General features: G+C 37.8%; 15 protein-coding genes and 1 pseudogene. 11 read left to right on the top strand and 5 right to left on the bottom strand.

Going from position 1 to position 20,958, the window contains the following annotated elements; translation table 11 throughout:
* Positions 1-43: 43 nt before the first annotated feature.
* From CW736_RS02040 to CW736_RS02005, 8 genes and pseudogenes are all read left to right on the top strand, one after another.
* Positions 44-541 (top strand): hypothetical protein, encoded by a 498-nt coding sequence (locus CW736_RS02040; protein WP_157810863.1) that lies wholly within the window; start codon positions 44-46, stop codon positions 539-541.
* 788 nt (positions 542-1,329) lie between these two features.
* Positions 1,330-3,561 (top strand): peptidase domain-containing ABC transporter, encoded by a 2,232-nt coding sequence (locus tag CW736_RS02035; RefSeq protein WP_101014992.1) that lies wholly within the window; start codon positions 1,330-1,332, stop codon positions 3,559-3,561.
* A gap of 204 nt (positions 3,562-3,765) precedes the next feature.
* Entirely contained in the window at positions 3,766-5,109 is a 1,344-nt protein-coding gene (locus CW736_RS02030; RefSeq protein WP_232735393.1) for an HlyD family efflux transporter periplasmic adaptor subunit, read from the top strand.
* A gap of 292 nt (positions 5,110-5,401) precedes the next feature.
* Entirely contained in the window at positions 5,402-7,345 is a 1,944-nt protein-coding gene (locus CW736_RS02025; protein ID WP_101012325.1) for a S9 family peptidase, read from the top strand.
* A 202-nt stretch (positions 7,346-7,547) separates the two neighbouring features.
* Entirely contained in the window at positions 7,548-8,078 is a 531-nt protein-coding gene (locus CW736_RS02020) for an acyl-CoA thioesterase (RefSeq protein ID WP_101012324.1), read from the top strand.
* Positions 8,079-8,290: 212 nt separating this feature from the next.
* The gene (locus CW736_RS02015) at positions 8,291-8,752 is read left to right on the top strand and encodes an META domain-containing protein (protein WP_101012323.1); all 462 of its coding nucleotides are present in this window, start codon (positions 8,291-8,293) and stop codon (positions 8,750-8,752) included.
* Between the two features lie 71 nt (positions 8,753-8,823).
* Positions 8,824-8,955 (top strand): annotated as a pseudogene (locus CW736_RS14245) (cation-efflux pump); the annotation flags it as partial.
* Positions 8,956-9,326: 371 nt separating this feature from the next.
* On the top strand, positions 9,327-10,025 hold the full coding sequence (locus CW736_RS02005; RefSeq protein ID WP_101012322.1) for a T9SS type A sorting domain-containing protein: 699 nt from the start codon (positions 9,327-9,329) through the stop codon (positions 10,023-10,025).
* A gap of 427 nt (positions 10,026-10,452) precedes the next feature.
* Here CW736_RS02005 and purK read toward each other — a convergent pair whose 3' ends face one another.
* Positions 10,453-11,601, bottom strand: coding sequence for a 5-(carboxyamino)imidazole ribonucleotide synthase (gene purK, locus CW736_RS02000; RefSeq protein WP_101012321.1), 1,149 nt, complete (start codon positions 11,599-11,601; stop codon positions 10,453-10,455).
* A gap of 257 nt (positions 11,602-11,858) precedes the next feature.
* Here purK and CW736_RS01995 point away from each other — a divergent pair, with 257 nt between their 5' ends.
* Positions 11,859-12,962, top strand: a complete 1,104-nt coding sequence (locus tag CW736_RS01995) for an adenylate kinase (RefSeq protein ID WP_101012320.1) — start codon at positions 11,859-11,861, stop codon at positions 12,960-12,962.
* Positions 12,963-13,118: 156 nt separating this feature from the next.
* Positions 13,119-14,126 carry a GTPase ObgE gene (gene obgE, locus CW736_RS01990; protein ID WP_101012319.1) on the top strand — a complete coding sequence of 336 codons (1,008 nt, stop codon included), beginning with the start codon at positions 13,119-13,121 and terminating at the stop codon, positions 14,124-14,126.
* Positions 14,127-14,222: 96 nt separating this feature from the next.
* Here obgE and CW736_RS01985 read toward each other — a convergent pair whose 3' ends face one another.
* Entirely contained in the window at positions 14,223-15,488 is a 1,266-nt protein-coding gene (locus tag CW736_RS01985; RefSeq protein ID WP_101012318.1) for an exo-beta-N-acetylmuramidase NamZ domain-containing protein, read from the bottom strand.
* 7 nt (positions 15,489-15,495) lie between these two features.
* On the opposite strand from CW736_RS01985, the gene CW736_RS01980 reads away from it, so the two are divergent.
* The gene (locus tag CW736_RS01980) at positions 15,496-16,761 is read left to right on the top strand and encodes an ABC transporter permease (protein WP_232735391.1); all 1,266 of its coding nucleotides are present in this window, start codon (positions 15,496-15,498) and stop codon (positions 16,759-16,761) included.
* 92 nt (positions 16,762-16,853) lie between these two features.
* Here CW736_RS01980 and CW736_RS01975 read toward each other — a convergent pair whose 3' ends face one another.
* The 3 genes from CW736_RS01975 to CW736_RS01965 are packed head-to-tail and all read right to left on the bottom strand — an operon-like array spanning position 16,854 to position 20,935.
* Positions 16,854-17,675 (bottom strand): DNA/RNA non-specific endonuclease, encoded by an 822-nt coding sequence (locus CW736_RS01975; RefSeq protein WP_101012317.1) that lies wholly within the window; start codon positions 17,673-17,675, stop codon positions 16,854-16,856.
* Positions 17,676-18,779 carry an ABC transporter permease gene (locus CW736_RS01970; RefSeq protein WP_101012316.1) on the bottom strand — a complete coding sequence of 368 codons (1,104 nt, stop codon included), beginning with the start codon at positions 18,777-18,779 and terminating at the stop codon, positions 17,676-17,678. It abuts the gene before it with no gap.
* The gene (locus CW736_RS01965) at positions 18,779-20,935 is read right to left on the bottom strand and encodes a carboxy terminal-processing peptidase (protein WP_232735390.1); all 2,157 of its coding nucleotides are present in this window, start codon (positions 20,933-20,935) and stop codon (positions 18,779-18,781) included. The genes CW736_RS01970 and CW736_RS01965 overlap by 1 nt, the downstream gene beginning before the upstream one ends.
* Positions 20,936-20,958 lie beyond the last annotated feature (23 nt).

Genomic DNA, 20,958 nt, shown 5'->3' with positions numbered 1-20,958 from the left:
CATAAACAAAAGTAATAATGTCCAACACTCAACCAGACCATCAATGAATTCTGTCAGATTTTATACCACCTTACTTGTTGCTTTTATGTTAGCAGTGACTACGTATTCTCAATCGGTATTTTTTGTTGATATACATTTAAATCAGCAATTGGTTAGAGAAGATGGTGGATTGAATTATGGAGGGCAATTTAGCTATCGTATTCATCAGGATATTTCAATAGGGGTATCAGCATCTCAAGCTGCTATGGATAACAAAGATTCAAGGAGCTATGATTTGGGCAAGTTTGGGCTTCAGATAAACTACGCTTTTGGGAATTTTGACAACTTCAAGTTTGAAGCTATCACGGGCTTCTCTTATTTGCATTTTAGTGAAGATATAATTCTAGAGAAAAATAAAGGTTTTGGATTGGATTTAGGAGTTCAGACAGTATTTAGAACTGCATACAAACTGAACTATGGATTGAGATTAGTCTCTACTTATAGTGCTATTCCGTTGGGAGGTATTGTGAATGCAGGAGTACTTGTAAGGTATCATTTATAAAAAAAAGCAGATGAGATGGGGAGCTCTTTCTTTTCCAGGACTTATAAGTTCTTCGATTTATCAGAATGTCTATGAATAATTAAAATTAATTGACACCGACTTAAAAACTTTAAAAAGTAAGAGCCTCTACTAAGTAAAGGCCCTCACAGGTTCGCTAAAACCAAAACAACATAAATGTTATTCCAATATAAAAGTAACTAAAATACTTGATATACAATAATAAGTTGGCTGTTATGAAGAGGCATGCTTACGCTCTTTAAAAGGCGACTACTATCACCTGGTTAATAATCAGTTGGAGTTGGGAAGTTAAAGCTCATCCCTAAACCTTCCCTTAGGGAAGATGTTCGCAGGACAGATGGGTTTTTTAAATACTAAATACCGATTAGAGAATATGGAATATGGATTTATAACAATGTAGAAACCTCACCCTTCAGGGCAGGGGAAAAGGTTTCGGTTTTAATAAAAATAAAAATAAAGATAAAATATAGCAAAGCCTTTATGCAACGGCTTGACAAATTAAAAGAGATTTAAAAATAAAACTCTTCCCTTAGGGAAGATGTCCGCAGGACAGATGGGTTTTGTATAAATAATATAGAAGTATGTAAGTAAAAATCATGAATTTCCGCACTTGATGCGGAAACTGCCGGTTCTAAAGCATTGTTACAAGATTGGTGATTGGTAAAGAAATATTGAAATTGGAATAGAAAATAGCAACGCCTTTATGCAACGGCTTGACAAATTAAAAGAGATAAAATATTTAGGTTTAAAGGACTTAGTTAAAGAAAATGATTAAAAATTTTACACACTATAAACAATTAGACCAAAAAGACTGTGGTCCCACCTGCCTTAAAATCATAGCCAGACATTATCAACAATCCATAAACATACAACGCTTAAGAATACTTTCTGAGACCATAAGAACAGGAAGTAATTTACAAGGTGTAAGCAATGCGGCTGAAGCGATAGGCTTTAGATCCTTAGGCGTAAAAATCGATGCTCAAAAATTAGAAGAAGCACCACTACCTTGTATACTTCACTGGAATAAGAATCATTACGTGGTGCTTTATAAAGTGTCTGCATCTAAAAAGTTTCTTCCCTTTGGGAAGACGGAAGATGGGAATATTTACCACATCTCAGACCCAGCACACGGTCTTTTAAAATACACCCAAAGAGAATTCCTAGACCATTGGATAGGTAAAGATGCAAGTAGGGAAACAGAAGAAGGAATCGCCTTATTACTAGAGCCTACGCCTGCTTTATATGAACAAGAAAATGCTGGGGATGAGAAAAAGGAATTTGGTTTCTCCATACTGTCCCGATATGTTTTTAAATACAAAAAGTATTTATGGCAACTGGTTTTAGGCTTGATAGCTGCCAGTATATTGCAATTGATCTTTCCTTTCTTAACCCAAAGCATTGTTGACATAGGAATTAAAAACCAAGATGTTCCATTTATTTATTTAGTGCTTTTTGCTCAATTGGCGTTATTTATTGGTCGCACCGCTATTCAGGTGGTGCGCAGTTGGATTTTGTTGCATATCAGCACGCGAATTAATATTTCACTCGTATCTGACTTTTTTATCAAGTTAATGAAATTGCCTATTGCTTTTTTTGATTCGAGAGTAACAGGAGATATATTACAGCGCATCAATGATCATAGGCGTGTGGAGCGTATTCTCACCACATCATCACTAGACGTGTTATTTTCTATGGTAAATTTGGTGGTTTTTTCTATCGTGTTGCTGTATTACAACCTTAGTATTTTTGGGGTATTTGCATTGGGTAGCCTGCTGTATTTTTTATGGATTGTCATTTTTTTAAAGAAACGCAAAGACCTCGATTATAAGCGCTTTGCACAAGTCAGTCAGGAGCAAAGCAAGGTCATCGAAATCATCAATGGCATGCAAGATATCAAACTGCACAATGCAGAGAAACGCAAGCGCTGGAACTGGGAATTTACACAAGCTCGATTGTATAAAGTTGCCGTGGAAGGGCTGGCACTAGAGCAATACCAGTCGGTAGGATCTGGATTCATTAATGAGTTGAAGAATATTATCATTACAGTATTATCGGCTACTTTGGTAATTTCGGGGGACATTACTTTAGGGATGATGCTTGCCATCAGTTATATAGTCGGCCAACTCAATGCACCCATAGGGCAATTGATCGGTTTTATTAAAGAATGGCAAGATGCCAAAATCTCTTTAGAACGATTAGGGGAGATCCATAATAAAGAAGATGAAGAGTCAGATCCGGCTCAAAAAATAAGTGACTACTCCACAGATGAAGACATCAGCTTAGAAAACTTGTCCTACCGCTATATTGGAAGTGAACAGCTGGTATTGCAAGAATTGAATCTAACTATTCCAGCTAATAAAGTAACTGCAATTGTTGGGGTTAGCGGTAGCGGTAAAACCACTTTAATGAAAATGCTGCTCAAATTCTACGATCCTTTGGAAGGAAAGATTAAAGTAGGACAGCACAACTTGAAGAATATCTCGCAAAGTGCCTGGCGAGAAAGTTGCGGTGTCGTCCTGCAAGAAGGTTATATTTTTAATGACAGTATTGCTCATAACATTGCCGTGGGGGATGATTATATCGATAAGAAAAAATTAGCACACGCCATAGACGTAGCAAACATTAAAGAATATATAGAGTCCTTACCGCTTTCCTACAACACCCAAATAGGTATGGAAGGTATCGGACTCAGTACAGGACAGAAACAACGTTTACTAATAGCTAGAGCAGTATATAAAAATCCGGATTTCCTGTTTTTTGACGAGGCTACCAGCGCACTAGACGCCAATAACGAAAAAGTGATCATGGACAAACTCAACATTTTTTTCAAAAACAAAACCGTATTGGTCATTGCTCACCGACTGAGTACCGTAAAAAATGCAGATCAAATCGTAGTTTTAGATCAAGGAAAAATAGCAGAACAAGGTACTCATGAAAGTTTGATTGCTTTAAAAGGCGACTACTATCACCTGGTTAAGAATCAGTTGGAGTTAGGAAGTTAAAGCCCATCCCTAAACCTTCCCAAAGGGAAGATGTCCGCAGGACAGATGGGTTTTTTAAATACTAAATACCGATTAGAGAATATGGAATATGGATTTATAACAATGTAGAAACCTCACCCTTCAGGGCAGGGGAAAAGGTTTCGGTTTTAATAAAAATAAAGATAAAATATAGCAAAGCCGTTATGAAACGGCTTGACAAATTAAATGAGATTTCCGCTTGCGCGGAAAATTAATATGCCAGACCAATTAAAAGACATAGAATTGCGAAGTGAGGAAGTACAGGAAATACTCACTAAGGTGCCTAGCAGTATGCTCAGGTATGGGAACGCCTTGTTTTTAATTCTGATCGTACTGCTTTTATTTATTTCTTGGTGGGTCAAGTATCCAGATATTATCGTGTCACAAGGTATCATCACCACCCAAGTGCCACCACAAAAAGAATACAGCAAGATCAACTCCATGATTCAACATTTGTTAGTGGTCAATGACCAAGAAGTTGAAACTGGCGAGCTGCTAGCGGTGCTTCAAAATGCTGCAAATTATAAAGATGTACTCTGGTTAGAACAGGTGCTGGATACAGTGTCTTATGATAAAAAGTACTTCCAATTTCCTTTAGATAGTTTGCCCATTCTGTTTTTGGGTGACCTTGAAGCGCCTTTTGCTGCTTTTGAAAATGCCTATATGCAGTACCAGCTCAATAAGGAGTTGCAACCCTTTGACAACGATGCTATAGCAAATCGATCTACTAGAATGCAGTTACAGGTGCAGTTGAGAAATACGCTTTCGCGAAAGCGGATACAAAAAACAGAATTAGACTTTAAAAAGAAAGAACTGGATCGCAGCAAAGCACTTTTTGAAAAAGGAGTGGTGTCGGCCCAAGAGTACGAGTTAAAACAATTGGAATATGCGCAAAATAGAAGGGCTTATCAAAGTGTTGATGCGAGTATCTCCCAGCTCAGGAACCAGTTGAGCAATACCTCCAGCTCGCTAGAAGGTATTAAAATCAACCGTACCAAAGAAGAGTTGCAATTGTATAAATCAGTGATCCAATCCTTTACTCAACTCAAAAAGGCTGTGCGTAATTACGAACAACTGTACATTTTAAGAGCGACTTTAAAGGGCAGGTTGGGCTTTACTCAAAACTGGAGCGAAAACCAGCAAGTGGTACAAGGCGACCTTTTATTCACCGTGTTTCCAAAAGAGTATCAATCCTATATCGCAGTATTAAAAACACCGGTATGGAATTCTGGAAAATTGAAAGTGGGTCAAAAAACCTACCTCAAGCTGCAAAACTTTCCTGAAGCAGAGTTTGGAGTGGTAGAAGGAAAAGTAAGCAGCATCTCTCAAGTGCCTGATAAAAATGGTTTTTACTATGTGCAAGTAGCCTTGTCCGACAGCTTAATCACTTCGTATCAAAATGAAATCAAGCTGTATCAAGAAACCAAGGTCGTAGCTGAAACGGTTACCGAAGACTCGCGACTTCTGGAACGCTTCTTTTACCAGTTTAAAGAATTGTTTTCCAGATCTGGAATGGAAGAAACTGGATGAAAAATGAAAGATGAGGGATTAGTAAATGTAGAATTTTACTGGGTTTGGAAAAGCATGTCAGTTGAAGTGGGAAGGACAAGTGGAGCTTTTCGGCAAGGAGTTGGGCTTACTTAAAAATTCAGACAAGCACAGATGCTCCTATGGAGTTTCTATTGGTCTTTTCTTGTTCCATCAGTTGCTCATCAACTCATAATGAGGTGCCTCATCTTATAGGCGCTGCCTTTTAAAAGCTTGAAAATCAGTTATTCATTGAAATAGTGTATTTTTAATGAACTAATTAAATACTATTATTATGAAAACAAAGCTTTTAGGATGTTGCTTATTGGTACTGCTTTTTTCTTGTAAAGAAGACTCCACAGACAAAGCGACGGTGGATCGAGATATTAAGCAGTATACCATTGAACAATTCATGGATAATGAAGCTGTAGGTGGAGGAAGTTTTTCAGCAGATAACAGCAGTTTACTTATTACCAGCAACCGTTCTGGAATTAATAATGTGTATACTATTCCTGCTAAAGGCGGAGAAATGACAGCGATTACAGCTTCAGACAGCACCTCCATAATAGCAGAATCTTATTTTCCAAATGACAATAGAATGCTATGGAGTGCCGACGGTAATGGTGATGAAATAGACCATCTGTTCGTTAGAGATTTAGATGGTGTTGTAACAGATATTACCCCAGCAAAAGGTGCTAAAGCCAGTTTTTATGGCTGGTCAAAAGACGAACAGTATTTGTATTTTGGCTCTAACAAAAGGAATCCAAGATATTTTGACGTGTATAAAATGTCCATTGATGACTTTTCTTCTGAAATGATTTATCAAGATGATAGTGGGCTCAACTTTTCAGGAATGTCTACTGATGAGAATTATTTTGCACTGAGAAAATCCTTAAATACCAATGATAGCGACTTGTTTCTTTATGATGTTAAGACAGAAGAAATGATTAAAATTAATTCCTACCAAAGTAAAAATTCATTTCAAGATTTTTCCAATGACAATTCTAAATTCTATTATACCACAGATGATGGCAGTGAATTCTCCTATTTAATGTCTTATGATTTAGCTTCTCAAGAAAAGCAAAAAGTGCTGGAAAAATCATGGGATATCATGGGTAGTGGTTTTACTTCTGAAGGAAGTTATAGGGTTGTTTATGTCAATGAGGATGGTAAAAATGCCATTGAAGTTGTAGATGCTCAAACGATGAAGCCTATAGATTTGCCAGATTTTAAAGATAAGAGCATCACTAGTGTAGGTTTTAGCAATGACGAAAAATGGATGCGTATGTATGTTGGCGGTTCTAATGTGCCATCAGACTTATATACCTATAATATAGAAACTAAAGAACAGTACCAACTAACTGATGTTCTTAATGACGCTATAGATGTGGAAGATTTAGTGACCGCAAAAGTGATTCGTTTTAAATCCTTTGATGGTGTTGAAATCCCTGCGATTTATTACTTGCCACTTCAAGCGTCTTCAGAAAAAAAAGTGCCCGCAATGGTTATGGTTCATGGAGGTCCTGGTGGACAAACCCGTCAAGGCTTTAATTCACTTATTCAATATATGGTCAATCATGGTTATGCGGTTTTAGCGGTTAATAATCGAGGTAGTAGTGGTTACGGAAAAACATTTTATCAAATGGATGATCTTAATCACGGTGAAAAAGATTTGCAAGACTGTGTAGAAGGTAAAAACTGGTTGGCTTCACAAACAGCAATTGACGCCGATAAAATAGGTATTATAGGAGGTTCTTATGGTGGATACATGACTATGGCGGCATTAACTTACACTCCAGAAGAATTTGATGTAGGTGTCAACCTTTTTGGTGTCACGAACTGGATAAGAACATTAAAGAGCATTCCTCCTTATTGGGAGTCCCAAAGAAAATCTTTATACCTCGAATTGGGGGATCCTTTTTCGGTAGATTCTGTTAGATTAAAACGCATCTCGCCTTTATTTCATACCGATAAAGTAACCAAACCATTAATTGTTTTACAAGGTTCTCAAGATCCAAGAGTCTTACAAGTAGAGAGTGATGAGATTGTTGCTGGGGTTAGAAAAAATGGTGTTCCAGTAGAATATGTCTTGTTTGAAGATGAAGGTCATGGTTTTGTTAAAAAGGAAAATCAAATAGAAGCCTATAGCAGCATTCTAAAGTTTTTAGATACCTATCTGAAAAAGGAAAATGAGCCAATTGATGGTCCGCCAAAAAGCACTGAAATGGAAGGTTTGTAAAAACAGTCGCCGGTTGGAATAAAATTGAATACCTTTAACTAGTTCCTTTACTAACTATAGGAATGGAACTTGAGACGTGTATAGAATAGAGCTTGTAAAGGATATTGTAAAGCTTCCTGTTGATAGGAATAGTGAGGATCTTTTTACAAGCTCTGTGCTATGTGCCCCTCGATTCCTTTAATACTCAATTTACCCCTGCGCTATGATTTACTATTGGATACATGTTCTTTATATTTTTATTGGTTCCACGTTTTTTTGGAAAAAAGTGGATTTAGAGTCCGATTTTACACGGACTAAAAGAGTCGGTATCTTGGATTGCGAATCCTTAAAGTATATGGCCAACTCAAAATATTTTTACTTTATGGATTTTATAAGATTAGAAATCTTATTCAGGTCAAAACTATATGACAACACCTTTAAAAAAGGAATGTTTCCAGTCATTGGTTCGCAAAAATTGATTTATAAGAAGCCCCTGAAGATCTGGTCTACCTATACCTTAACTCTTGCGGTCGAAGGCTGGGATGATAAATGGGTCTACCACCGTCAAACATTCCAACAAAATGGAGAAGTCTATGCTATTGGATTTACAAAACTCGCTTTTTGGAAAAATAAGAAGGCGCAAAATATGAGAAACATCATTGCTGATAGTGGTGTGCCAACCACCGAAATGACCCCTTCCTTAGAAGTGTTGAGCATGTTCAAAAATGATTACGAAATAATCAAAGGTTCTTAGCATCGCTACAAAGAAACCCAACTGGAGACTGGTAAAATTAATGGCGGGCTTTAACTTACTTACGAGTACTGATAGCTATCGAGATACAGTTTTTTTATTTGGTTTTTATTTATTAAATTAGTTGTACCAGCACGTAATAATTAAAATACAAATTTAGGCCTGCAACCAGTAAAAAAATTGAGTCAAAACCTTTACCGTAAAAATAATTTACTATGAAGACGAAACACATTAAAACTTCCATTTTGGCTTGTCTATTCATCCTATTTACAATCGTTTCTTGCAATACGGACGATGACAGTCCAAATAATATAATTCAAGCTGAAGTCCAAAGTAATCTTCAAAGCGGCACTTGGCGTGTAACAAGATTTATAGATTCAGGCACAGATGAAACCAATCATTTTACAGGCTACCTATTTACATTTAACAGTTCAGGGGTGGTAAATGCAAACAATGGAACTAATAACTATGTGGGTAGCTGGAGTATAACAGATAGTAATAGTGCTGACGATAGTCAAGAGGATTTAGACTTTAACATCAATTTCAACTTAATAATTGATTTTGAGGATTTAAATGATGATTGGGATTTTATATCACAATCATCCACAAAAATAGAACTTATAGACATTAGTGGTGGAAATGGGGGTGCCGATTACCTAACCTTGGAGCAAAATTAAATACCTGATTTTGAACAACGAGTAAATTACAATACGGGTCACATATTTTGGAATACTAGTTTATCTTCAGGAAAGGGTTAGCAGCATGCTTTGGCAATGCATATGCGCTCATTGCAGACGCAATAGAATCATCAACCGAAGTTTTCTCTTCTCTGCATGTTTTATTTGGTTTGAAAAATGCAAAACGTCCTGCCGATAAAAGTCAAAGGACTAGTTGGGACAGAGTAATATTTTATCTGAAAAGCAGGAATGAAATGCCATATGGATATAAGGGCAATAGTAGAGGGATGAACTTCTGTAAAGCAGGAGCAAGATATAGCACACCATTTATAAGACTATTTTACTTAGGTGTGTACCGAATTTGGGGAAGGTTTTTTAACATGTCGTACCGAATGAATAAAAGGCCAACATACGAGATTGGTTGTGATTGATTTAGACTAAAGCTGTAATTATAAAATAATAAAAACAAAATAAAATTAGGGTAGGTGGATGAATAGGCGGTTTCAAGTTGGGCTGCTATTACTGGACAATACCTCTAAAAAAAATGAACAATAACCTTTAAATACATAGTATCATGAAGAAAAATTACATTTTGATCACCGCAGTGATGTTAGTAATGAGCATTACTCAATTAAAGGCTCAAACGACTTGGACTGGCGCTAGGATAACTTTTACAAAAGCAAACAATGCAGACTGGCTTTTAGCAACCAATCAAGATAGGATCAACAATAATGTTTGGATTACTAGGGCTAACAATCAAGGAGTCTTCAATATTGCTTCTGAAACCAATTACACTGACTTTTTTAGTCCAGCAGATACCGAATGGGCTATTGGGATAGCTTCCAACAGTGCCATGTTGACCTTTCAAAACTGGGAAGATTCAAGTGGAAGTAACCCGCCTAGTTTAGTAAATCAAGATATGGTTTTGCATTTAATTACAGATGATATTTATATAGATCTAAAATTTACTTCTTGGCAATCTGGAGGTGCAGGAGGAGGTTTTAGTTATGAACGATCAACAGACCAAAGTTTGAGTAGCAGTGAATTTGAGTTTAAAGAAAAAATAAAATTGTTTCCAAACCCCGCAAACAAGCATGTTAAAATAACGGGATTAACTAATTTAGAAAATTATACCATCTATTCTATCACAGGCGCTCTAATGAGCAAAGGAACCATTTCTAATGAGGAACTGATAGATATCACAGAGCTTAATAATGGTTTGTATTTTTTAAAAATTAAAAATGGGAACACACTTAGATTCTTAAAGAAATAGCCTTATTAATTGCCGCCGGAGTACTATTGGGTATTATTGGTCGAATAGGGTTTGGTATTATTCAGGATTCGAGCACACATAAGCTTTTTCCTTTTGAATTAATAATAACGCTGTTTATCACGCTCCCTTCCGCATTTATTGGAAGCTATTTGTCACAGTTGATTAAATATATAAAATCAAAATAACCAGTGTCTATAACGCACCGCATCTATGTTAAGTGTCGGTCTGTTATCAAACCTTAAGGTCTAGATAGCTGACCAGAGTCTCTTAGGTGTGTACTGGTATAAGCAGAACGGTAACAGAGCGCGTGTACTTACCGGGGCAAAGGTGCGCGTGCCCTTCTTTTAATGTATAAACAGGTGTAACAAGTGAATAGTTACTCTTGGAGCAAATCTCCTACTGGATTAGAAAAGCTGTTTAGGTTATCTTAAACAGACGCGGCTACTACTTTTATACGGCTCTTGACAATCTCAGCAAGTTCGCGCGCTTTGATCACGTCATCTGCAACAACAGTTACATGTCCCATTTTTCTATAAGGGCGGGTTTCTTTTTTACCGTAAATATGAGGGGTTACCCCTGGTAAAGCGAGAATATCTTCTATACCGTCGTAAATCACATCACCTGTATGACCTTCTTCTCCTACCAGATTCACCATCACACTGGCCACCGTATTGTCGGTTGCGCCTAATGGCAAATTACAGACACACCTGATGTGTTGCTCAAACTGGTCAGTGATCGCACCTTCTATACTGTAATGACCAGAGTTATGTGGTCGTGGAGCGACTTCATTTACTAGAAGTTCGCCAGATTTAGTAAGGAACAGTTCCACAGCCAGTAAGCCTACATGCTCATAGGCTTCAGAAACTTGTAATGCCAGTTCTCTTGCTCGATCAGAAATACCGCTATCAATACGTGCCGGACAGATGACATATTCTACCTGATTGGCTTCGGGGTGGAATTCCATCTCTACTACTGGGTAGGTTTTCATTTCACCACGGGCATTGCGGGCAACGATAACCGCAAGTTCCAGATCAAAATCTACCATGTCTTCATAGATACATTCTACTTGAGGTACATCCTTTAAATCGCTTGCTTTTCTAATCACTTTTACTCCTTTACCGTCGTAACCACCTTCGGCACTTTTCCAGATAAATGGATAGGTTCTATCGTGATCTAAGCGTGGTTTTGGATAGACTTCAAAAGCTGCAGTAGGGATGTTTTGATCTTGGTAAAAAGATTTTTGGCGTGCTTTATTCCGTATCAGGTTGAGGACTTTTGCACTAGGAGAAACAGCAATTCCTTTATCTTCTAGATCCTGTAGGGCTTGTACATTTACATTCTCTATTTCTATAGTCAGTACATCTACTTGCTCGCCAAATTCCATAACCGCTTCATACTCCATAATATCTCCTTCAAAGAACACATCGCAGCCCTGAAAAGCTGGTGCGCTGTCGTCTTTATCCATGACATAAGTAGTGATGTCCCACTTTCTGGTGGTGTAAAGCATCATTTTGCCCAATTGACCGCCGCCTAAAATTCCTAATGTAAAATCTGAAGAGAATTGTGTCTGTTTCATCTTTCAAAAATAAGCGGTTAAAGTCAAATGAAACTTGAATTGGAACTCGAATTTGAATTCGCACATCAATTGGCAGGAGCAACAGGTCTATTACTCCTATATAAGCGGTTTGTTGTTCTTAAATAAGAACAGCTATGGAGTTCTCTAATCAACTCGTTTTTATACTGATGTCATCCATGTAAAGGTGCCGATATCTAAGGTAAACACCTGCTGCATACTGTTTACTAATCATTATCTTTGCAAAAAATGTATTTGTAGTGATTAAGATCCACGATCTTTATTTTAAACCCTTTTTGAGTGCGCTGGAAATAGCTGCTGCCATTGATAACCTCGCCTACCAGATCAACAGAGATCTCGCGGGTAAAAACCCTATTTTTTTAGGGATTCTGAACGGAAGTTATATGGTATTGGCAGATCTTACTCGTAAGTTTCATCACGATTGTGAGGTGAGCTTCTTAAGGGCCAAAAGCTATGAAGGAACCAGTTCCTCTGGTGTCGTAGAACTGGGTGACCAGCTGGATATTGATCTAGTCGGGAGGACCGTTGTCATCGTGGAGGACATAGTGGACAGTGGGTTGACTATAGAGACGCTTTCGCGAAAGCTACAACAATACCAGCCTCAAGACCTAAAAATAGCCACGCTGTTTTTTAAGCCTGAGGTATATGATCGAGAGTTAAAAATCGATTATGTAGGAAAGAATATTGAAAACAAATTTGTCGTGGGATACGGCATGGATTATAATAATTTAGGGCGCAATTTGCCCGAACTTTACGTACAAACACAACGCATGAAGAACATCGTTTTATTCGGTCCTCCGGGAGCAGGAAAAGGAACTCAGGCCACTCGATTAAAAGATAAATACGGACTGGTTCACATCTCTACAGGAGACGTGTTCCGTTACAATATAAAAAACGGCACCGAATTAGGGACACTAGCAAAGTCCTTTATGGACAAAGGGAATCTAGTTCCAGATGAGGTGACCATTAAAATGCTCAATGCTGAGGTGGAAAAAACACCAGATGCTGCTGGTTTTATTTTTGACGGTTTTCCAAGAACAGAGGCACAAGCAAAAGCATTGGACCAATTATTAGCTTCAAAAAACGAGAAAATTGACGGTATGGTAGCTCTAGAAGTGGCTGATGAGGTTCTTGTAGAACGTTTGTTAGAAAGAGGTAAAGAAAGCGGCCGCCCAGATGATGCTAATGAAGGGGTGATCAAAGACCGTATCTCGGTATATTACCAACAAACCGCACCTTTAAAAGACTATTACGCAGCACAAAATAAATATTATGGTGTTGATGGAGTAGGAGATATGGACGCCATCACAGAGCGTTTGAGCGTTGAGTTTGATAAGCTTTAAGAACTCGAACTTGAAATTTAAATAGGAGTTCTAGCACTGAACAGATTGGAGCACAAGCTTTGTCGACAAGGATTAGGGCAAAAGATTATTTTAAATAGTAAAAATGACTGTTAACGGTTAACAAAGAAACGCTAACAGACAACTGAAAATGGAATTATGACTGAAGGAAATTTTGTAGATTATACAAAAGTAACTGTAGAATCTGGCCGTGGCGGTAAAGGAAGTACCCACTTGCATAGAGAAAAATATGTAGAGAAAGGTGGTCCTGACGGCGGTGATGGCGGTCGCGGGGCGCATATTATCCTGAAAGGAAATAAGAATCTTTGGACTCTTTACCATTTTAAATACAAACGACACTTTAAAGGGGGTCAAGGAGGAAACGGAGCAAAGCAACGCAGGTCTGGATTAGATGGAGATGATATCTTTATCGAACTTCCTTTAGGAACGGTCATCAAGGATACAGAGACTGGTCAAATAGTTCATGAAATCTTAGAAGACGGAGAAGAATTCATCATCTGTGAAGGTGGTAAAGGTGGTCGTGGTAACTGGCACTTCAAATCGTCCACTAGACAAACACCTCGTTATGCACAAACTGGGATGGATGGAAATGCCTTAGATGTGACTTTTGAGCTCAAGATCTTAGCTGATGTAGGTCTGGTAGGATTTCCTAATGCTGGAAAATCAACTTTGCTGTCGGTACTTACCTCAGCAAAGCCCAAGATTGCCAACTATGAGTTCACCACTCTAAAACCCAATCTAGGAATTGTAGAATACCGAGACTTTAAAAGTTTTGTTATTGCAGATATTCCTGGAATTATAGAAGGAGCTGCCGAAGGTAAAGGAATAGGACACCGCTTTTTAAGACACATAGAACGTAACTCTACCTTGTTATTTCTCGTACCAGCAGATTCTGATGACATCAGTGCTGAATATGATATTTTGGTCAACGAATTGAGAAAATACAATCCAGAAATGCTGGATAAAGAGCGATTTGTTGTGATTTCTAAATGCGATATGCTGGATGAAGAATTGATCGAGCAAATGCGGGAAGGACTCGATGAAGAAGGCGCTTTTAATGGGGCACCTTATATGTTTATTTCTTCTGTATCTCAGATCAACTTGATGGAATTGAAAGATCGTTTGTGGGAGATGCTGAATGAGTAGGCATTTGTCGTAGGAACTATTAAAAAAGCCTGAATGTATCTACATTCAGGCTTTTTTACTTTTGATCACAAAGAGGCTTTAAGCCAGAGCTTTGAATTACTCGTACAGCAAGTATTTTGATCTAATTTTTCGGTAGTTTTCAAGTCCTTTCTCCCATGTAGCTGCAATTTCTTGTGCGCTCATACCTTTTTCGATCTGAGCTTGTAAGAGGGTCGTTCCAGCGAGTTTGGTAAAAAATGGGTTAAAGAAGTTTTGTTTTGATGGCGCTTTCGCGAAAGCGTCTACTAAAAAGTCCAACTCTAAATGATCTAGTTTTTTATAATCTCTAAGATCTACTCCAAAGCATTTCTTCCCGTTAAATGGAGGTCTTTTAGAACCTTCATTAGGCGTTGGAGTAAAGGAAAAGCCCGTATATTTTCCTAAGGAAGGAGACCCGTACACTTGAAATTGCATTTCTGTTCCACGTCCTACACTTACTTCAGTTCCTTCAAAAAAGCAAAGGCTAGGATACAGATTTATAGCTTGATCGTTAGGTAAATTGGGAGATGGCTTGATAGGGATGCTGTAGGGAGTAGCATGCGTATAATTCTTGCATTTGATAATTTCTAGGTCAGTTTGTAGGTTGTTACCCAGCCAGTTTTCGCCATTAATCATCATCGCATATTCCCCTATAGTCATACCGTGTACCACAGGAACTGGGTGCATGCCCACAAAGCTTTGATGTTTTTTTTCTAGAATAGGGCCGTCGATGTAATGCCCGTTAGGGTTAGGACGGTCCAAGATAATGAGCTTGCTGTCGTACTCTGCACAAGCTTGCATTACATAATGAAGGGTAGATATATAGGTGTAGAACCTAGCGCCCACATCTTGAATGTCAAATAAAACGATATCTACATCTTCCAGTTGTTCTTTAAACGGCTTTTTGTTTTTGCCATAAAGAGAAATGATAGGAATGCCGGTTTGTTCATCTAGTCCATCTTTGATGCTGGCACCAGCATCTTCAGTGCCTCTAAAACCGTGCTCTGGAGCAAAAACACGTTTGATGTCTATTCCATGAGCTAGTAAGGTGTCGACGAGATGTGCGTAACGCAATTTATCTCTAGTATCCCATTCTTTAGAAATAACGGTATCTTCAGTTTTTACGACACTGGTTTGATTTCCCACTAAGGCAATTCTTTTTCCTTTGAGTTTTTCAATCCACTCTCCCAATAGATAAGCCGCCGGAATAGGTTCGTTATCATTGGTTTCTACGAGAAGCCTTTGGCCTTGGTATTTTTCAAGAACAAATTTTTCCTCTTGAGGAGAAGTAGCGGTATTGTTACCATTGGTTTTAGAATTACAGGAAGTCATTCCTACAACCATAGCTATTATGGTATATTTGAATATTGAATCAAAAAATGTGAATCTAGAGTATTTCATTGCTAAAAGGGTACAGAGTAGTACAAGTTATAAAAATAGCGTAAGTGCGCCGATTATAAAAATTGCAGTAGCAGCAATTGCAATAGGTATTATTGTGATGCTAATAGCTATTGCCACTGGCGTGGGCCTTCAAAAAAAGATAAAAGAGAAGGTAAGTGCCTTTAATGGTCATGTAAGTGTGTCGTTTTATGACCGTAATAACTCTATAACGACCATAAAACCCATCTCTAGTCATCAGGATTTCTATCCAGATTTTACCGCTGTACCAGAAGTTACCCATATTCAAGCAGTAGCTACAAAAGGCGGAATGATACGTACCGCAACCGATTTTGAAGGGATCATTCTCAAAGGGGTAGGAAGTGATTACGATTGGAACTATTTACAAGACTTCTTAGTAGAAGGTAAATTGCCAGATGTGGCCCAGGAGCAAACTTCGTTTGATATTCTTATTTCTGATGATATCGCTGCTCGTTTACAACTAAAAGTAGGGGACAAGGCACCAACTTACTTTATGAAAGCTAACGGTCAGGAACCTATAGGAAGAGCTTTTAGTGTTTCAGGAATTTATGATAGTGGACTAGAAGAATACGATTCTAAATTTATTATAGGAGATATTAGAAATATACAGCGCATCAATAAATGGGACGCCGACCAGATAGGAAAGTTTGAAATATTCATCAATGATTTTGATCGACTTAATGAAGTGGGAAGAGCGATCCAATTGAATACGCCTTCAGAATTAAACGCAAGAACCATTGAACAAGAACTACCAGCAATTTTTCAATGGTTGGCATTATTAGATGGGAATATTTTTGGAATAATAGGGATCATTCTTATCGTAGGAATTATAAATATGATTACCGCATTACTGGTTCTTATTCTGGACCGTACTAACATGATTGGGGTTCTCAAATCTTTAGGGGCCTCTAACTGGACGGTGCGCAAGATCTTTCTTTATAACGCCATGAATCTGGTGTTCAAAGGACTGTTGATAGGAAATGTCATCGGTTTAGGGTTGATAGGAATTCAATTCTATTTCAGTCCGTTGACCTTAGATCCTCAGTCTTACCATGTGACGGAGATGCCAGTTTATATCTCGTGGTGGCAAGTGATCGCCTTGAATTTAGGAACTTTTGTAGTATGTCTAATCGCTTTAATTATTCCTACTTTGATCGTCAGTAAAATCAGCCCTGTAAAGGCGATGCGATTTGAGTAACTTATCTAATGGTTGGATCCTGCGGTTATTGTTAAATCAACAAATGATATAGCTGCTGTTGCTATCAAAGCATACCATCAATAACAATAGGACTACCAGCCCTTAGCACTTTTTCCAGCTTCTAATCGATTTTCAATAGCATCAGGAAGTTGGTAAAAAAAATCAGTACCAGTTAATCTCTCGATCTCATCCACACTGCTGATAAAATCATAGATCGATGTATTAGTGTCTTGATGCGGCATTAAAAAAGCGAGCATTTTACCTCCATTAGCATCGTAGCGATATAGGATTTTATAATACTGTTCTGGAACCGATACCTTTTCTGTGCCTATAGATTTTAAACCTTCTTTTAAGACAGGACCGGTAATCACATAAAGCTCCTCATAACGCTGGGCATAATACCTGGTTTTTTGTTCTAATGTATTCCAGATACCCGCATTAAAATCATGCCTCTGCGGACTTATGTTAGAGGTTAAAAAAGTTTCGTCATAAGCGGCTTGGGTTGATTTTCTATCGCCGGCAGGAACGAGATGTCCTTTGTCATAACCACTCTTTTTGTAATTGCGCCAGTGAGCGGCACCGGTGGTTACTTGATCATCAATTTCAAAATAAGGTCTTTTATAATCCCTACTGATTATGTCTGAAGCTCTTAAAACATGTGCCGTCCATTCGGCTTGCTCGTGTTGTTCGTTATAAGAAAGACTGTAGGTGTGGTGATTTACAATTTGGTTTTTAGATGTGGGCAAGAAATCTTTTCGAGATAAGGAGTTAGCCCCACGACCATTTACATCAGCATTCAGAAGTTCTTCTGGAGAGCGGTTTTCTTTTGAATAGATGCTAACAGCTTTATTCTCATAAAAATAGTAAGCTGCTGCGCAGACAAGAATGATTAATGGGTAAACGTATTTTCTCATTTAACTTGTTTTTACATCCAGTGCGTCTCGCAGTGCATTTCCTAAGAGCATAAATGCCATTACTAAAGTCATGATTGCGATTCCTGGCACTATGGCAAGATAAGCCTTGTCAAGAATGATGTACTGATAATGATCTTTAATCATACTGCCCCAACTGGGCATTGGTGGTTGTGCGCCTAATCCTAGAAAGCTCAAGCCACTTTCTATAAGTATGGAAGCTGCAAAATTTGCTGCACTAATGACAATGACTGGTGCCATGATGTTAGGTAAAATATGTCGGGTGATAATTCTAAAATTATCAAAGCCTAAAGCTTTTGCTGCGGTTACGTATTGGTATTCTTTGGCTACAATCATCTGTCCACGCACCACACGTGCCACTTCTACCCACATGGTAAGCCCTACTGCAATAAAAACAGTGAGAAAGCCTTTTCCTAATGCGATGCTAATAGCGATAACCATCAGTAAAGTAGGTATGGACCAGGTTACATTGATCAGCCACATGATGGCAGCATCTATTTTACCGCCGTAATACCCTGAAATAGCTCCTAAAAAAACACCTATAAGTAAGGAGATCAACACCGCTACAAAACCAATAGAGATACTTATTCTCGTCCCTATCATCATGCGACTTAATAGATCACGACCATATTTGTCGGTACCTAATAGAAATGTTTTTTGTGAGGTGTAGCTTTCGCGAAAGCGAGACAATTCCAGATCCTTATCAACGCTAAAATTTGCATCTACAAAAGAGAGTTCCTTACCGTCCACATCAAAAGGCCGGTAGAAAATAGTGCCCTTCTCGATTTTTAAATCGGCATAAGGGATTTCTTGCAGGGTAGATTTTTTTCCATTCCACCAGTCCCAAAAACTAGTTTCGGCGGTAGTTGAGGGAAGAGCTAACATATCCACAGTAAAACCTGGTGGTTGGGAATGTATAGAAATGTGCATTTGGTTTGCGTATTGCGTATCGTCTGGAGCTATGACGTATGCAAATATGGCAACTAATGCATAAAATAGAATAATAAGAAAACTCAAAACGCCCCAGAAGTTTTTTTTAAACTTCTGGAGCGCTAGAGAACTTAATGATGTGGTTTTAAAAGACATTAGTCCTTAACACTCCATTTAGTCTTGTTGTCATTTTTGATATTATTCATGCGCAGATCCTTAAGAACATTTACAGCTTCTTCCACATAAACATCTTTTTTAAGATTCTTTATCCATGCTTCACGTTTGTCTCCTAAAGCACTGTCAGTTTTAACTAATGCTTTCTCATAGGCGAGCATGTCAAAATCTAAAGTGTTCTTATAGTCAGATAAAGATTCAAATTTTTCTGTTTCTTTTTCAAGGCGGTCTAAACGCTCTTTGTAAGCGGTAAAATTTAAAGTAATGTTATTATCTTCTCTTTGATTGCTCAACCATTTTGCGTTTTCATCCAATAGCTTAAAATTTGGATTTGCATCAACTCTTTTCTGAGCCTTTTTAATGGACTCGGATAGATTTGCATAACCAGTAAATTTGTCATATTCAGCCTTTGGGATTTCATCATAAGGAAGAGGGTACTGCTCGTCGCGTTCTCCTACTAAAATATAACTGTATCTTCCAGGGGTTACCACATCACTTTTCACCCCTTCGAGTTGTGTGCTCCCACCATTAATTCTATAGAATTTTTGGGTGGTTAACTTGATAGCTCCTAAGTCTCCGTATTCATTATTACGTACCCATTGGTTCAAGTCTTCAAAATTCTGTACCGTTCCTTTTCCAAAGGTTTGCTTACTTCCTATAATCACTGCACGGTCATAATCTTGTAAAGCAGCAGCAAGAATTTCACTAGCACTCGCACTGAATTCATTGACCATAATAACTAAAGGTCCTTCCCAGAGAATTTCACCGCTGTCGCTATCTCTTAAAGTTCGTGTTCTTTTGTCTTTTAAAGCAACTTGTACTACAGGTCCTTTATCGACAAATAATCCTGCCATTTCAATCACCTCTCTTAAAGAACCGCCGCCGTTATTTCTCAGGTCTATGATAAGTCCGTCCATACCTTCGGTCTTGAGCCTTTTAATTTCTTGAGAGACATCATTACCAGCAGCACGCCCACTAGGGTCTTCCATGTCAAAATAAAATTTAGGTAAATTGATAAACCCAAATCTAAAAGCATCGTCTTTTCCTATAACCGACTTAGCAAAAGTTTCTTCTATTTGAACGATATCCCTTGTAAGAGTTATATCTTCAATAGAGCCGTCTACTTTTTTAAGCGTTAGAATTACTTTACTTCCTTTAGGTCCTTTGATCAGTTCTACCGCATCTCCTATTCTCATACCTACAATAGATGTAGCCATAGTGTCGTTTTCTTGAGCAACCTTAAGGATTTTATCTCCTACTTCAATCAGTTCACTTTTCCATGCCGGTCCACCAGAAATGATTTCTAACACACTGATGTAATCCATCTTCTTTTGAAGTCTAGCTCCTATTCCTTCTAACTTTCCACTCATAGAGGTGTCAAAACGATCTTTGGTTTGTGGTGGGAAAAAATTAGTGTGAGGATCAAAATGTGTGGTGATGGTATTTACAAAAACAGAGAAATAGTCCAACCGCTCTACATCGTCAGTGAGGTCAAAGTTCTCTAGCATTGATTTCTTAATCTCTGCTCTGGTTTCTTTTTCTAATTCCACAAGACTCTTTTGCTCTTCTTCTGGATTTTCTTTTTGTTCTTCCACCTTATCGTAATAAGTTCCTAAAGCAGATAGCTTTAAAAGTTTTCTCCAGTGGTCTTTTAATTCTTTTTTATTTTTTGAATAAGGGATTTTATCATAATCCGTATTGATGCTTTCATCAATGGAAAAATCAAATGGTTTCTTAATTAATTCTGTAAATATCTTTTGAGATTCTTCTTGACGTTGCAGCAGTCTTTCATAAGTAAGATTGAATAAATCTACTTTACTATCACGTATTTGATCATCAATCAAATATTCATAGGCTTGAAATTCTTTATAGTCACTTTCTAGGAAATATCTTTTTCCAGGATCAAGGTCTTTGACGTAATTATCAAAAATATCTTTTGAGAATTCATCTGTTAAGTCTGCTGGAGAAAAGTGATTTCTTTTTAAAACATGGGAAATCAAGTTGACCAGCAACTGTTCTTTTTCTTTATCTCCAGGGTCTACCGTATCGTTAGTAAAACTACAGCTAGCTGTTGCTACAAGTAGGGTAAAAACTGCCAGTATAAAATTGTTTTTTAGGAAATTCATAAGGATTTTCATTTGTCTCTTTCTATGCATGTAAA

The organism is Nonlabens sp. MB-3u-79 (assembly GCF_002831625.1).
Classification (GTDB): Bacteria; Bacteroidota; Bacteroidia; order Flavobacteriales; family Flavobacteriaceae; genus Nonlabens.
This window is presented reverse-complemented; position numbering and strand designations above follow the sequence as displayed.

Excerpts from the sequence above, each read along its gene's own strand:
- CW736_RS01985 (WP_101012318.1), bottom strand. The coding sequence starts at position 15,488 with ATGGTTGTAGGAATGACTTCCTGTAATTCTAAAACCAATGGTAACAAT.
- CW736_RS02005 (WP_101012322.1), top strand. The coding sequence starts at position 9,327 with ATGAAGAAAAATTACATTTTGATCACCGCAGTGATGTTAGTAATGAGC.
- CW736_RS01980 (WP_232735391.1), top strand. The coding sequence starts at position 15,496 with ATGGTATATTTGAATATTGAATCAAAAAATGTGAATCTAGAGTATTTC.
- CW736_RS02030 (WP_232735393.1), top strand. The coding sequence starts at position 3,766 with ATGAGATTTCCGCTTGCGCGGAAAATTAATATGCCAGACCAATTAAAA.
- CW736_RS01965 (WP_232735390.1), bottom strand. The coding sequence starts at position 20,935 with ATGAAAATCCTTATGAATTTCCTAAAAAACAATTTTATACTGGCAGTT.
- CW736_RS02015 (WP_101012323.1), top strand. The coding sequence starts at position 8,291 with ATGAAGACGAAACACATTAAAACTTCCATTTTGGCTTGTCTATTCATC.
- CW736_RS02040 (WP_157810863.1), top strand. The coding sequence starts at position 44 with ATGAATTCTGTCAGATTTTATACCACCTTACTTGTTGCTTTTATGTTA.
- purK (WP_101012321.1), bottom strand. The coding sequence starts at position 11,601 with ATGAAACAGACACAATTCTCTTCAGATTTTACATTAGGAATTTTAGGC.
- CW736_RS02020 (WP_101012324.1), top strand. The coding sequence starts at position 7,548 with ATGATTTACTATTGGATACATGTTCTTTATATTTTTATTGGTTCCACG.
- CW736_RS01970 (WP_101012316.1), bottom strand. The coding sequence starts at position 18,779 with ATGTCTTTTAAAACCACATCATTAAGTTCTCTAGCGCTCCAGAAGTTT.
- obgE (WP_101012319.1), top strand. The coding sequence starts at position 13,119 with ATGACTGAAGGAAATTTTGTAGATTATACAAAAGTAACTGTAGAATCT.
- CW736_RS01975 (WP_101012317.1), bottom strand. The coding sequence starts at position 17,675 with ATGAGAAAATACGTTTACCCATTAATCATTCTTGTCTGCGCAGCAGCT.
- CW736_RS02025 (WP_101012325.1), top strand. The coding sequence starts at position 5,402 with ATGAAAACAAAGCTTTTAGGATGTTGCTTATTGGTACTGCTTTTTTCT.